Origin of the sequence: Streptomyces griseus (assembly GCF_900460065.1) — a bacterium.
Lineage (GTDB): Bacteria > Actinomycetota > Actinomycetes > Streptomycetales > Streptomycetaceae > Streptomyces > Streptomyces griseus.
Map to the genome: position 1 here is coordinate 85,836 of NZ_UAVD01000010.1, position 13,305 is coordinate 99,140.

A 13,305-nucleotide genomic window follows, 5' to 3' on the forward strand; every position below is an offset into this window, starting at 1 on the left:
CGGTGGTCGGAGGTATGTCCCATGGTCGATACCCTGGACCCATGACGTCGCACAAGACCGCCCAGACCATGAAGCCCGCCACGGCGGCGAAGAAGCTGGGTGTGTACCTCCTGGCCACGCCCGCCGAGTTCCAGGAGGGCGCCGTCTCCCGCACCGAGCTCAACGCCCTCCAGACCGACCCGCCCGCCTGGCTCGTGGAGCTGCGCCGCACCGGTCCGCACCCCCGCCCGGTCGTCGCCGCGAAGCTCGGCGTCTCCATCGCGGGGCTCGCTCGCGGCGGGGTCACCGAGCCGCTCACCACCGAGCAGATCGATGCGCTGAAGGACGAGATGCCCGAGTGGCTCCGGAAGGAGCGCGCCACGCAGGCCGAGGTGCGCAAGGAGACCGCCCGGATCAAGGAGCGCAACGCCGAGCGGGCCGCGCAGTCCGGCCGGCAGTAGTCCGTCCGGCCGTCGGCGGACCGGCGGCGGAAGCGCCCGGTGTCAGTCAGGGCCGACGGCCTCGCCCCTGAGGGAACTGCCCCAGGCTCACCGCGCGGTGGATCGTCTCGGCCAGTTCCCGCGCGTCCTCGGTGAACGTGTCCACCCGGATCTTCCGCGCGTCGCGCAGTTCGATGGCGAAGCCGAAGCCCGCCCCCCGGGCCTCGGCCAGCGGGCGTCCGTCCTCGGCCGAGGCGGAGCCGATCCGCTCGATGTCCGCCCACGGGATGAGCGTGGCGTTGCCCGCGACCCGGTGGGTCAGCCCCCGCTCGTGGACGTCGAAGCACTGCTCCCGGGTGCGGCGGGCCTGTATCAGGCGCCACACCCCGAGGCCCAGCCCGACCAGCCCCACGCCGAGCAGCAGGCCCGCCAGCTCGGGTGCGCCGTCGGTGGTGCCGACGGAGGCGATGGCCACGGGCACCCCCAGGGCGGTGCCGACGGCGCCGACGACCAGCAGGATTCCTGCTAGGCGCAAGCGTCTGCTGCCGTCCGTGCGGTGCTCGCGGACGAATCCGCCCAGCTCTCGCGCGGCATCGGTACGTCGCATCACGCCTCCCCCGTCGTGTACACATCAGATTCTGCCCGAGTGCGGGGGCGTGTGTCAGGGAAACCGGCGGGCGCACGCCACGGGCCCGCGGCCGGGTCCCGCCCCTTCGACGCGTACGTCGGTGGAGCGGCCCGGCCACGGGCCCGTCGGGTTGCCGGAGCCGCTCAGAGAACGCCGGACGCGGCGATGGTGACCTTGGCGCGGGTCTTGCCGCTGGGGGAGCCGAGCGCCTCGATCTTGCGGACGAGCTTCATGCTGTCCTCGTCGGCGACCTCGCCGAAGACCACGTGCTTGCCGTCGAGCCACGGGGTGAGCACCGTGGTGACGAAGAACTGCGAACCGTTGGTGTTCGGTCCGGCGTTGGCCATCGAGAGCAGGCCCACGCGGTCGTGCTTGAGCTTGAAGTTCTCGTCGGCGAACTTCTCGCCGTAGATGCTCTTGCCGCCGGTGCCGTCACCGCGGGTGAAGTCGCCGCCCTGAAGCATGAAGTCGGTGATGACACGGTGGAAGGACGAGCCGGCGTAGCCGAAGCCCTTCTCGCCGGTGGCGAGCGCGCGGAAGTTCTCCGTCGTCTTGGGGACGACGTCGTCGAACAGGTTGAACGTGATACGCCCTGCGGGCGCGTCGTCGATGGTGATGTCGAAGTAGACCTTGGTTGTCATGGTGACATCCTCACATTCCTGGCAACCGCAGGTGAAACCCGGGTTGGGTCGACAGGTCGGAGGAACTGGTTCCGCTCACCTCCCGACGACCTCCCCCGGGCCGCGCGCACGGCGTTCACCAGGGCCGTCGTGCGCGCATCGCCGACGAGGCGGGAGCCATCCGGTTCCCGGCGCGCCGAGGGCGATTCCGGCATCCGGGTCGGCCGGGCCCCGGGAGCCGCCCACCCCCGGTGCGATCGGGCGCGGCGCGCCCCCGCGCGGCCCCGGTCAGCGGATGCCCGCCTCCAGGCTCAGGCTCCAGCGTCCCGGGAGGCCGGTCAGCGTGATGGTGGACAGCGGGCGGACGTCGACGTTCCAGTACGCGGAGGGCGGGGCGTTCAGGGCGTAGACGAGGGCGGCCCGGATCACGGCGGGTTCGGCGACCGCGACGACGAGGCCCTCGGCGGCGGGGCGGGTGTCCAGCCAGCCGCCGACCCGCCCGATGAAGCCGAGCATCGACTCGCCGCCGTGCGGGGCGCTGCGCGGGTCCGCGAGCCAGTGGTCCACGGCCGCGGGCTCCCGGGCCGTGACCTCCCCCAGCGTCAGCCCCCGCCAACGGCCCATGTCCCAGTCGCGCAGGGCGGGTTGCGCCATCGGGGCGAAGCCGAGGGCGTTCCCGGTCGCGCGGCTGCGCGGGGTGGGCGAGCAGTAGCGCAGCTCGGCGGCGCCGAGCGGGACGAGCGTGTGGGCGACGAGCTGCACCTCGTGCCAGCCCGCCTGGTCGAGCGGCCGGTCGTCGTCGAAGCGTTCGGCCAGCCGGGAGGAACTGCGCGCCGCTGCGACCAGGGAGACCCGAAGCGTCATGGCGGGATCGTGGGGGCGAACGCCTGTTTGGTCAAGGGGGTGTGCGGGGTCCGGCGTCACACGTACCGCACCGTCAGCGGCGCTGCCGTCCGACTCCCCCGCACCGCGGAAGACCGTGACCACCGCGGACGAGCACGGGCCGGGAGCATGCGCCGAAGGTCGCAGACAGACCTCGTTCCCCTTGATGACGTAAAGGCCGGTTTTGGCTGTCAATGTGGTGATGTAAGCAGTTGAGGAAGCTCGAAGGAGAGGGACAGCAATGACGAGCGATCCGTACGACCTCGACGTCCGAGTCGGCGCTTCCGCGGATCCCGGCAGCCGGGACGAGCACTCCGGGAGCCGGGCGGGGCAGGGGCTCCCTCCGGCAGCGGAGCAGGCCGGATGGCCGATGACCAGCGGCACACTGCATCCGCTGGCCGGGGCACAGTCCGCGGCAGCCGAGCAGGGCGGCTGGCCGATGACCAGCACCACGCTGCATCCGCTGGCCGGGGCGCGGTCCGCGGCCGTACAGGCCGGCTGGCCGATGACCAGCCACACGATGCATCCGCTGGCCGGGGCACAGTCCGCGGCCGTACAGGCCGGCTGGCCGATGACCAGCCACACGATGCACCCGCTGGCCGGGGCTTAGGCGAACCACGGCCCGCACAGCGGATCCCGGTCCCGCCACCGCCTCGCCGGTGGCGGGACCGGCGCCGCGCTCGCGGAGCGAGACACTCCCGGAGGACACCATGACCACCCCTGTCGCCGCCGGTGCGCTGTACGCCCCCGTGGGCATGGCGCTCATGCGTTCCCCGGTGCTCCCGGTCGATGATCCCGCGCTCCGGGCGCTGCTCCCGGACGATGCGCCGGGCCCGGCCCCCGGCACCGTCGGCGACGGGACGGCCGACGGGTCCGGCACTGCCGGAGCGACCGACCGGGCTGCCGGAGAGGCCGACCGGCTGAGGCGGGCGATCCTTCAGCTGGCCGCCGAACCCCTGGTCGCCGAAGCCCTGGCCCTGGCGAGCCCTTCCCTGGCCGACCGGGTGGACGGTCTGCTGGACGGCCGACCCGCCACGCTGCCCCAGCTGCGCCGTTGCTTCCGGTCGGTGCTGCGCTACCGGATCCGGATGGGAGGCCGCTCGACCCCGTTCGGGCTGATGGCAGGGGTGACGCCCGTGCGGTTCACGGACACCCTCTCCCTGCGGTTCGCCGCCGCGCACCGCAAAGCCGTGCAGCCCGACGCGGCCTGGGTGGCGGAGGTGACCTCGCGGTGGGAGCGCCGGCCCGCGATCCTGGCGCACCTGCGGCTCTCGGCCAACGGCCTGTGCGTGCGGCGCGGTGAGCGTCTGGTGCTGCCGTACGCCGCCGCCGAGACCGGCACGGCGGACGGACGGCCCGGCGACGAGGTGTCCGTGCGGTGCACCGAAGCGGTCCGTGCGGCGCTGGCCTTCGCTCGTACACCCGTCACCCACGCGGAGTTGACGGCCCGGATGCGCGACAGCCTGCCCGAGCCGCCGGCCGGAGCGGTCGAGGGCGTCATCGCCGAGCTGGTCGCCCATTCCTTCCTGCTCACGGACCTGCCGCCCGCCCCGGACGCACCGGACCCGCTGCGCCACCTGACCGACCGGCTGGCCACCGTCCCCGCCGCCGCCGAGGAGACCGCGCGGCTGCGCGAGGTGGCCGCCGATCTCGCCGACTGGGGCGCCCGGCCTCCGGGGCAGGGGCTGACCGAGCTCCGCCGGGCGGTGCGCCGGATGCGCGGCCTGCAACCGTGCGAGCGCCCGGTCACGGCCGACCTCGCTCTGGACGCGGACGTCGAGCTGCCCCGCGCGGTGGAGCAGGAGGCCGCCCGGGCCGCCGACCTGCTGTGGCGGACCGGCCCGCCCGTGCGGTGGCGGCGCCCGCTGAGCGCCTACCACGAGGCGTTCCTCCACCGGTACGGAACCGAGCGGGCGGTCCCCCTGGACGAACTCCTCGATCCGGTGGACGGATTGGGGCACCCGCCGCCCTTCGCTCCGCGCACCGGCGGGGGCGCGGACGACGGGCGGCGGGAGAGGGTCCTGCTCGCCCTCGCCGAGGAGGCGGTCCTCTCGGGCCGCCACGAGATCGACCTCAGCGACCGGGACATCGCCGCGCTGGAGGACGACGCCGGGGTACCGCCGCCGTCGGCCGAGGCGGTCTTCCACCTGCTGGCTCCCTCGCCGGACGCCTTGGAGCGCGGCGATTTCACCCTGGTCATGGCGCCGCTGACCGGGTCCTGGCCGGCCGGTGCGCTGTGGGGCCGCTTCGCCCCGCTGCTGCCCGGGGCGGCACAGGGCCTCGGCGATCTGGCGGCCACCGCCCTCACCGGCGGCTCCGACGGCGCCCCGGACACCCCCCTCCCCGTGCAGCTCGTCTTCCGCCCCGGGGACGCCCGCTGCGGCAACGTCATCAGAACGCCGCGGTGGACCGGTCACACCCTCGCCGCCGGCACCTTCGGCGAACGGTCGGCCCCCGGCGCCCTGGGCCTGGAGGATCTCGCCGTCATCGCCGCCCGGGACCGCCTGCGCCTCGTCTCGCCGGTCCACGGCGGGCGTGAGGTGGCGGCGGGGACCTTCCACATGCTGAACACCGGCACGCACGCCCCCGCACACGTACGGCTGCTGCAACTGCTGACCGCGGACGGGGTGCGCCCGTTGTACGGCTGGGACTGGGGGGCGGCGCGGGACTGGCCGTACCTGCCGGGCGTACGCCACGGGCAGACCGTACTGACCCGTGCCCGCTGGCTCGTGCGGGACCCGGACGTCCTCGACAGCACCGCGGACACTCCCCGGTGGCTTCCCGCCCTGCGCGCCTGGCAGCGGCGGTGGCGGGTGCCCGACCGCGTCGAGGCGGGCACGTTCGACCAGCGCCTCCCCCTCGACCTGACCCGCCCCGCCGACCTCGCGCTGCTGCGCCAGGAGCTGAGGCACCGTCCGGACACGGAGATCCACGCGTCGATCGACCCGGACGGCTCGGGCAGCGGCTGGCTGACCGGCCCCACCGGCGGCCGGCACACCGCGGAGATCTGCGTACCGCTGCTCCGCCGCACCGCCCCCGCGGGCGCATCCGGCCCGACTCGGCCGCGCGCCACCGCGTCCAACGGCCGTCCGCCACGGCATCTCCCGGGCGGCGACTGGGTCTTCGCCAAGCTGTACTGCCCCGGCTGGGCCCAGAACACCGTGCTGGTCCACCACCTGCCCACGCTGCTGGACGGCCTGGCGGACGACGTCGACCGCTGGTTCTTCGTCCGCTACGCCGACCCCGACCCGCATCTGCGGCTGCGGCTGCACGGCGGGTCCCGGACGCTGACCGCCCGGGTGCTCCCCCGCCTGCACGACCTCGCCGAGGAGCTGCGGCGGCGGGGGCTGGCCGGGCGGCTGGTCCTGGACACGTACGAACCCGAGACGGCTCGGTACGGCGGCACGGCCGACGCCATGGCCGCCGCCGAGCGCGTCTTCCACGCCGACAGCGCCGCCGCGCTGGAACACCTCCGCCTCCTCGACGCCCCGTCCGCCCCGCACGGGCCCGCCGGCGCGTCCGCGCCGCCGGACCCGCTGCTGCTCGCCGCCGCCGGCCAGGCCCACCTGGCCTTCCACTTCCCCGTACCGGACGACACCTCCGCGGAGCGGGCCCGCGCACGGCTGCTGCTCTCGATCGCGCCGCGCGGAGAGCACCACAGCACCTTCCGCGCACACCGCCGGGAGGCCCTGCGCATCGTCGATCCGTTCGACGGCTTCGCCGCGCTGCGGGCCCTGCCCGAAACGGCGCCCCTGATGAAGGCCTGGGACGCCACCGCCGCGTCCCTGCGCTCCTACGGACACCACCTGAGCGGCACCGACGCGCAGGCGGTCCCGCTCCTGGCGTCACTGCTGCACCTGCACCACAACCGCGTCAGCGCCGGCCTCTCCCGGTCCGCCGAGAGCGCGGTGTACGCCACCGCCCGCGGGGCCGTCGAGGCACACCTCGCCCGTCACGCGGCGACGACGACGGTGTGACGACCGGCCCTAGCCGCCGGGGAACCCGTCGAAGGCGGTACGGAGGCGGCGGACGCCCTCCGCGATCTCGGCCGCTCCGGAGACCCCCGCGAAGCTCAGGCGGACGTGGCCGCCCGGGGGCTCGGCGCAGAAGTAGGGGCGTCCGGGGGCGACGGCGACGGAGGCGCGCAGGGCGGCCGAGACGACGGCCGGCTCGTCGGCGGCCGTTCCGCCGCCGCCCGGGAGCCGGAGCCAGAGGCTGCCGCCGCCTGCCGGGAGACGCGGCAGCGCGAGTTCCGGCAGCTCGTCGGCGAGAGCCGCCGCCATCGTCGTACGCCGGTGCCTCAGCTCGGTGGCGACCGCGGCGAGGTGGCGGCCCCAGGACGGGGAGCCGACGAGTTCCAGCGCGGCTTCCTGGAGCGGCCGGGGCACGAAGAAGCTGTCGACGACCTGGATGGCCCGCAGGCGCTCCAGCACCGGCCCCCGGGCGGCCAGGGCCCCGACCCGCAGGCTGGGCGAGGTGACCTTGGTCAGCGAGCAGACGTGGACGACGACGCCGTCGGGATCGTCGGCGGCCAGCGGCTCCGGCAGCGGTCCGGCGTCGTCGTGGGCGAGCCGGCGGGCGAAGTCGTCCTCGACCACGAACGCCCCGGCCGCGCGGGCGATGGCCAGGATCTCGGGGCGGCGGGCCGGTGCGAGGGTGGCTCCGGTCGGATTGTGGAAGAGGGGCTGGGTGACGAAGACCCGGGCGCCGGTGGCCCGGAAGGCGTCGGCGAGCAGTTCGGGCCGCACCCCGTCGGCGTCCATCGGGACGGGCACGGGACGGAGCCCGGTGGCACGGGCGGCGGCGAGCATACCGGGGTAGGTGGGCGACTCCACGAGGACCGGGGCCCCGGGCGGGGCGAGCGCGCGCAGGGCGGTGGCCAGGGCGCTCTGGCCGCCCGCGGTGATCAGGACGTCGGCGCCGGAGACGGCGGGGCCGATCTCGCGGGCGAACCAGGAACGCAGTTCGGGCAGCCCGTCCGTCGGGGGGCGGCCCCAGGCGCCGGGCCTGCGGCCCGCTCGGGCCAGGGCCGCGGAGAGGGCCCGCTCGGGCTGGAGGGAGGCGTGGAGGTAGCCGCCGTTGAACTCGATGACGCCGGACGGCGGTGCGGCGAGGGTGACCAGCACGCCGGAGGCGTCGACGGTGCGCGGCACCACCTCGGCCCCGCCGTCGCCGCTCAGCGACACCTCCTGCCAGGACGTGTCGCCCGGTGCGGGCAGCGCGGCGCGGGGATGCGCCCGGAAGGCGCCGGAGCCGGGGCGGGTGACGACGAGCCCCTCCGCCGCGAGCTGGGCGATGGCGCGGGAGACGGTGACGGGGCTGACCCGGAACCGCTCGACGAGCGCACGACTGGACGGCAGCTTTCCACCAGGAGAGTAGCGGTTGAGTTCGGATCGCAGGGAAGTGACCAGTTCGGCGACGCTGCTACGCTCTTGCATGAGAGCAGACAATAGCGCTACACACCCTTCATCGATAGCGGTCGCCGAGCCGGCCGGTCCACTGCGGACCACCCCGGCGATCAGGCCGGAAGCGGCGGAGGCCGCGACCGCCGGGCGCGGGCCCGGAAGCGGGCCCGCGCGGCAGCCCTCGGCCGGGCGGAGCGGCACCGTGCTCGCGGGGCTCGGCGTGGTGGCGTTCTCGCTCACCTTCCCGGCCACGGTGTGGGGCCTGGAGAGTTTCGGCCCCTGGTCCCTGGTCGCCCTGCGCAGCGTCCTCGCCGCTCTGATCGCGGGCGGGGTGCTGCTGGCGGCGCGGGTGCCCCTGCCCGCACGCCGGCACTGGGCCGGGCTCGCGGTCGTCGGAGGCGGGGTGGTGGTGGGCTTCCCGCTGCTGACGACGCTGGCCCTGCGGACCTCGACCACCTCGCACGCGGCGGTGGTCGTGGGCCTGCTGCCGCTGACCACGGCGGTGCTGGGATCGCTGCGCACCGGCGAGCGGCCGTCGCGCGCCTTCTGGGCCGCGGCACTCGCCGGGGCCGGCGTGGTGATCGCCTTCACCGTGTGGCAGAGCGGCGGGGCCCTGGCCCCCGGCGACCTGTATCTGTTCGGCGCGCTGCTCGTGTGCGCGGCCGGGTACACCGAGGGCGGCCGGCTGGCCCGGCTGATGCCGGGCTGGCACGTGATCGGCTGGGCCCTGGTCCTGTGCCTGCCGCTCGCGGTGGCGGGCAGCCTGGTGGCCCTGCCCCTCGAACCCGTGCACCTGAACGCCCACGGCGTCCTCGGCCTGGTGTGGGTCGCCGCCGGGTCGACCTTCCTCGGCCTGTACGTCTGGTACCGGGGCATGGCGGCGATCGGTGTCGCCCGGGCCAGTCAGCTTCAGCTCGCCCAGCCGCTGCTGACGCTTCTGTGGTCCTTTCTCCTGCTCGGCGAGGAGATGACGGCCGCGGCGCCGGTCGCCGCGGTGGCCGTGCTCGTCTGCATCGCCGCCACCCAGCGGGCCGGCCGCGGCGCAGCGCGGGAATCCCGGCGCGCACGGTCATAGACTTGTCGACACGGACACCGTCTCCCCCTGTGAGGAGGTCGCTCCCGATGGAGGCACACCCGGGCGACCGGCTGCTGATGCACGGCAGGACCGTGGGACAGCACGACCGGGTCGCCGAGATCATCGAGGTACTCGGTGACGGGGGCGCTCCCCCGTACCGGCTCCGCTTCGAGGACGGCCACGAACACCTGATGTCCCCCGGCCCGGACAGCGTCGTCCAGCACGCGCGGACGCCGACGGAGGAGCAGCCGTTGTGGCCGAGGGACCAGCGGCGGCGCTAGGTGACGGGGCCGGACCCCGACCCCCGACCCTCCCGGACCGGGCTGCTCACTCCGGAATCCGGGCCCGACGCGCGTGGGCGCGGCCCCGGTCCGGGTAGAGGCGGGCCCGGTCCGTGTAGTGGTCGGCCACCACGCGTCGCATCGCGCCGATCCGGTCCGCCATGACGCTCTTCCCGGAGAAGAAGACGTGACCGCCCACCTCCGCGTGGTCCCGGGCGAGGGTGAGGTGGCGGGAGAGCTCCGCCGGGTCCTGCCAGGGCTCCGCCTGGGCGGGGTCGCCCGCCTTGTACAGCGCCTCGCCCACGTACAGCTCGACGCCCGTGCCCCGGACCGTCCGGCTCCACCAGGCGAGGACCTTCGTGTAGTCGGCGGCGCTCTGGCCGATGTACCAGTAGATCTGCGGGCAGATGTAGTCGATCCAGCCCTTCTTGACCCACGTGCGGGTGTCGGCGTACAGGTCGTCGTACGTCTGCACGCCCGCCCGGGTGTCCGAGCCCCGCGGGTCGGTCGCGGCGTTGCGCCAGACCGCGAAGGGGCTGATGCCGAAGCGGACGTGGGGCTTGATCTGCCGGACGCGCTCCGCCGTCTCGCGCACGAGCCGGTCGATGTTGTCGCGCCGCCAGGCCGCCCGGTCGGCGAAGCCGCCGCCGTACCGCTCGAACTCCGCGTCGTCGTCGAAGGTCTGGCCGGCCACCGGATACGGGTAGAAGTAGTCGTCCCAGTGCACCGCGTCGATGTCGTAGCGCCGCACGGCGTCCAGCATCGCGTCCTGGACGAAGCGCCGGACCTCCGGCAGCCCCGGGTTGTAGTAGAGCTTCCCGCCGTACGGCACGACCCAGTCCGGGTGCTTCCGGGCCGGGTGGGAGGCGACGAGGCGGGTGGGGTCGGTGTGGTTCGCCACCCGGTAGGGGTTGAACCAGGCGTGCAGCTCCAGGCTCCGGTCGTGCGCCGCGCGCACCGCCGTGCCGAGCGGGTCCCAGCCCGGGTCCTTCCCCTGGGTCCCGGTGAGACAGGCGGCCCACGGCTCGTGCGGCGAGGGCCACAGGGCGTCGGCGGTCGGCCGGACCTGGAGGACCACCGTGTTGAGCCGCAGCTCGACCGCCCGGTCCAGATACGCGGACAGCTCGGCCTCCTGACGTGCCGCCGTGAGTCCCGGCTTCGACGGCCAGTCGATGTTGGCGACGGTGGCGATCCACATGCCCCGCACCTGCCCCGCCGCCGCCCTCGGCCGCCCGCCGCCCCCCGATCTCCCCGCCGGGGAGGCGACCGCGTCACCGGCCGACGTCATCGCCGCCAGCAGTCCGGCCGCGCCCAGCACGAACGCCCTCCTCGCCATCCCCGTTCGCCGCATCCTGGCCCACCTCTCTCCGCCACGTCCCGCTCCGACTCCGATAGCTCTACGTAACCGCATCCTTCCCATCCGTGGCCGTCATGACCCGCGGGACGTCCGGGTCGGCATTCGGAGTAACGTCGTGGGGTCGAGGCGGGCACCGGAATCACACGGGACCCTGCGATACGGAGAACAGCGAAAGGCACGAGGTGACGGACCTTATGGCCGACATTGCACGCGTCGGAGTGGTGGGCTGTGGCCAGATGGGCGCAGGTATCGCGGAGGTGTGCGCGCGCAGCGGCCTCGAAGTGAAGGTCGCCGAGACCACCGGCGAAGCGCTGGAGATCGGCCGCACCCGTCTGCACAACTCCCTCTCGAAGGCCGCCGAACGCGGCAAGATCAGTGCGGCGGAGCGGGACGAGACCCTCGGCCGGCTGAGCTTCACGACCGATCTCGGGGAGTTCGCCGACCGCGATCTCGTCATCGAGGCCGTCGTGGAGAACGAGCAGGTCAAGACCGAGATCTTCCAGGTGCTCGACCAGGTGGTGACCCGGCAGGACGCGATCCTGGCCTCCAACACCTCCTCCATCCCGCTGGTGAAGCTGGCCGTCGCCACCTCGCGCCCGGACCAGGTCATCGGCATCCACTTCTTCAACCCGGCCCCGGTGCAGAAGCTCGTCGAGCTGATCCCCGCGCTGACCACCTCGGACGAGACGATCGCCCGCGCCGAGGCCGTCGTCCAGGACGTGCTCGGCAAGCACCCGATCCGCGCCCAGGACCGGTCCGGCTTCGTCGTGAACGCGCTGCTGATCCCGTACCTCCTCTCCGCGATCCGGATGTTCGAGTCGGGCATCGCCAGCCGCGAGGACATCGACAACGGCATGGAGATGGGCTGCGCCCACCCGATGGGCCCGCTCAAGCTGGCCGATCTGATCGGCCTGGACACCGTGGCCTCGGTCGCGGACTCGATGTACGCCGAGTACAAGGAGCCGCTGTACGCCGCGCCCCCGCTGCTCCAGCGGATGGTCGACGCGGGGCGCCTCGGCCGGAAGACCGGGTCGGGGTTCTACGCCTACTGACCGTCCTACCGGCGGGTTCGGCGCCGACGACGCCGGCCTGCCGGGAACGGTGCCCCGAGGCTGGAGCGGAAGGGTCCCGGGGAGTCCCAGGCGGCTCGGGCCCGGGACCTACACCTGCCGCGATGCCGAGCGGTCGTACGGGGGGACGCCCGGCGCCGCCGTCCTCGCGCCCTTCTCCCGAGGTTCGCAAGGGGCACGTCCGGCACGGAAGTCCAGGGCGGCGGCGGCCAGGGTGGTCAGGAAGATGATCACGTACAGGTTGGCCAGCACGAACGCGAGCGGTCCGTCCGCCACCGCGGGCACCGCGCCGTCCTCCATCGGGTCGGCCAGGGACAGCAGCGCCGGGACGCTGCTCACGACGAGCACCGTCGTCGGCAGCCACAGCAGACGACGGCGGGGCTGACCGGCCACCCAGAGCAGGAACACCCCGAACGGCACCAGCCAGACCCAGTGGTGCCCCCACGACCAGGGGGACACCGCCGCCGCGCAGAGGCCGCACAGCGCGACACCCAGCAGGGGTTCGCCCCGCCGCGCGGCCCGCGCGGCGAGCGTCAGGGTCACGATCACGACCGCGGCCGCGAGCACCGGCCACAGCCACAGGGTGACGTCCTGCGGTACGCCGTTCTTCAGCAGCAGCCCGCGCAGCGACTGGTTGTGGCGGGACGCCGGATCGGCGAAGATCCGGTCGAGGTCGGCGAAGACCCCGCGCAGCCAGTAGTCGGCCGCGGCGGTGGGCGCCAGCAGGAAGCTGACGACCACCGTTCCGCCGGCGCACGCGGACGCCACGGCGGCCTGCCGGTACCGCCGGGTGACGATCAGATAGGCCACGAAGACGAGCGGGGTCAGCTTCAGCCCCGCCGCGATCCCGACCCCGACCCCCAGGGCCGGATGGTCCCTGCGTGCCGTCAGATCGGCCAGCACCAAGGCGACCAGCAGCAGGTTGATCTGACCGTCGGTGAAGTTGCTGTGGACCGATTCCAGACCCATCGCCGCGCCGGAGACCGTGATCACCACGAGGGTGAACAGGCGGGTCTCCATGGTGCCGAGGGTCCGGCAGGTCCGCGCCACGATGAACACCACCAACGCGGTGTTGGCCAGCACCACGAGAATCCTGGCGGTCTCCGCGCTCAGCAGGGAGAGCGGGGTGAAGACCAGGGCCGCGAAGGGCGGATAGGTGAAGTGGAAGTCCTGCCGGACGGGCAGGTCGTAGAGGTCCCGGCCTTCCAGCAGCGCTTTCCCGCCCGCCCGGTAGACCTGCAGGTCCACCGCCTCCGCGCCGCCCGCGAGCACCGCGCCGACCAGCCCGAGGACGCCGAATCCGCCGACCAGGACGGAAGTGCCGACCGCTCGGGCGCTCGGCCGACTGCGTTGCGACTTCACAGGGACTCCTTGGCGTGACGGCCGGAAGGGGAGAGGGCAGCGGGAGACGACGGGCTTCTTCTGCCGGCCGGAGGGACCGGACGCCCCCGGTCGTCGCCGTCGCGTCGGCCGGGGACGGCGCGGAACACCGCTGTCCGGAACGCGACCCGCGTCGCCACGGTCTCCCCGGGCCGGGGTGCCGGCCGCGCGGCGCCCGCCCGCGGGAG

The 13,305-nt window shown here is 74.2% G+C and carries 12 protein-coding genes; 6 read left to right on the top strand and 6 right to left on the bottom strand.

Annotated elements, in window-relative coordinates:
- Positions 1-41: 41 nt before the first annotated feature.
- A complete protein-coding gene (locus DTB53_RS05905; RefSeq protein ID WP_012381634.1) occupies positions 42-440 on the top strand; it encodes a DUF5997 family protein in 399 nt (132 codons plus the stop codon).
- Between the two features lie 46 nt (positions 441-486).
- On the opposite strand, the gene DTB53_RS05910 is transcribed toward DTB53_RS05905, so the two are convergent.
- The 3 genes from DTB53_RS05910 to DTB53_RS05920 form a co-directional block, all read right to left on the bottom strand.
- The gene (locus DTB53_RS05910; protein WP_003970258.1) at positions 487-1,026 is read right to left on the bottom strand and encodes a hypothetical protein; all 540 of its coding nucleotides are present in this window, start codon (positions 1,024-1,026) and stop codon (positions 487-489) included.
- Positions 1,027-1,190: 164 nt separating this feature from the next.
- A complete protein-coding gene (locus DTB53_RS05915; RefSeq protein ID WP_003970257.1) occupies positions 1,191-1,688 on the bottom strand; it encodes a peptidylprolyl isomerase in 498 nt (165 codons plus the stop codon).
- A 267-nt stretch (positions 1,689-1,955) separates the two neighbouring features.
- Positions 1,956-2,531 carry a histidine phosphatase family protein gene (locus DTB53_RS05920; protein WP_003970256.1) on the bottom strand — a complete coding sequence of 192 codons (576 nt, stop codon included), beginning with the start codon at positions 2,529-2,531 and terminating at the stop codon, positions 1,956-1,958.
- Positions 2,532-2,790: 259 nt separating this feature from the next.
- Here DTB53_RS05920 and DTB53_RS05925 point away from each other — a divergent pair, with 259 nt between their 5' ends.
- Together DTB53_RS05925 and DTB53_RS05930 are read left to right on the top strand one after the other, a co-directional pair.
- On the top strand, positions 2,791-3,159 hold the full coding sequence (locus DTB53_RS05925; protein WP_012381632.1) for a hypothetical protein: 369 nt from the start codon (positions 2,791-2,793) through the stop codon (positions 3,157-3,159).
- A 100-nt stretch (positions 3,160-3,259) separates the two neighbouring features.
- Entirely contained in the window at positions 3,260-6,526 is a 3,267-nt protein-coding gene (locus DTB53_RS05930) for a lantibiotic dehydratase (protein WP_012381631.1), read from the top strand.
- Positions 6,527-6,535: 9 nt separating this feature from the next.
- On the opposite strand, the gene DTB53_RS05935 is transcribed toward DTB53_RS05930, so the two are convergent.
- The gene (locus tag DTB53_RS05935) at positions 6,536-7,987 is read right to left on the bottom strand and encodes an aminotransferase-like domain-containing protein (protein WP_012381630.1); all 1,452 of its coding nucleotides are present in this window, start codon (positions 7,985-7,987) and stop codon (positions 6,536-6,538) included.
- On the opposite strand from DTB53_RS05935, the gene DTB53_RS05940 reads away from it, so the two are divergent.
- Together DTB53_RS05940 and DTB53_RS05945 are read left to right on the top strand one after the other, a co-directional pair.
- The gene (locus DTB53_RS05940; protein WP_012381629.1) at positions 7,986-9,029 is read left to right on the top strand and encodes a DMT family transporter; all 1,044 of its coding nucleotides are present in this window, start codon (positions 7,986-7,988) and stop codon (positions 9,027-9,029) included. The genes DTB53_RS05935 and DTB53_RS05940 overlap by 2 nt on opposite strands.
- Before the next feature lie 47 nt (positions 9,030-9,076).
- Positions 9,077-9,310, top strand: coding sequence for a DUF1918 domain-containing protein (locus tag DTB53_RS05945; protein ID WP_012381628.1), 234 nt, complete (start codon positions 9,077-9,079; stop codon positions 9,308-9,310).
- 46 nt (positions 9,311-9,356) lie between these two features.
- On the opposite strand, the gene DTB53_RS05950 is transcribed toward DTB53_RS05945, so the two are convergent.
- Complete coding sequence (locus DTB53_RS05950; RefSeq protein ID WP_012381627.1) at positions 9,357-10,661, bottom strand: glycoside hydrolase family 10-like protein; 1,305 nt, start codon at positions 10,659-10,661, stop codon at positions 9,357-9,359.
- A 200-nt stretch (positions 10,662-10,861) separates the two neighbouring features.
- Between DTB53_RS05950 and DTB53_RS05955 the strand changes: the two genes are divergently transcribed.
- The gene (locus DTB53_RS05955; RefSeq protein ID WP_003970249.1) at positions 10,862-11,719 is read left to right on the top strand and encodes a 3-hydroxybutyryl-CoA dehydrogenase; all 858 of its coding nucleotides are present in this window, start codon (positions 10,862-10,864) and stop codon (positions 11,717-11,719) included.
- A 108-nt stretch (positions 11,720-11,827) separates the two neighbouring features.
- Here DTB53_RS05955 and DTB53_RS05960 read toward each other — a convergent pair whose 3' ends face one another.
- A complete protein-coding gene (locus tag DTB53_RS05960) occupies positions 11,828-13,099 on the bottom strand; it encodes a glycosyltransferase 87 family protein (RefSeq protein ID WP_012381625.1) in 1,272 nt (423 codons plus the stop codon).
- Between the last annotated feature and the right edge of the window lie 206 nt (positions 13,100-13,305).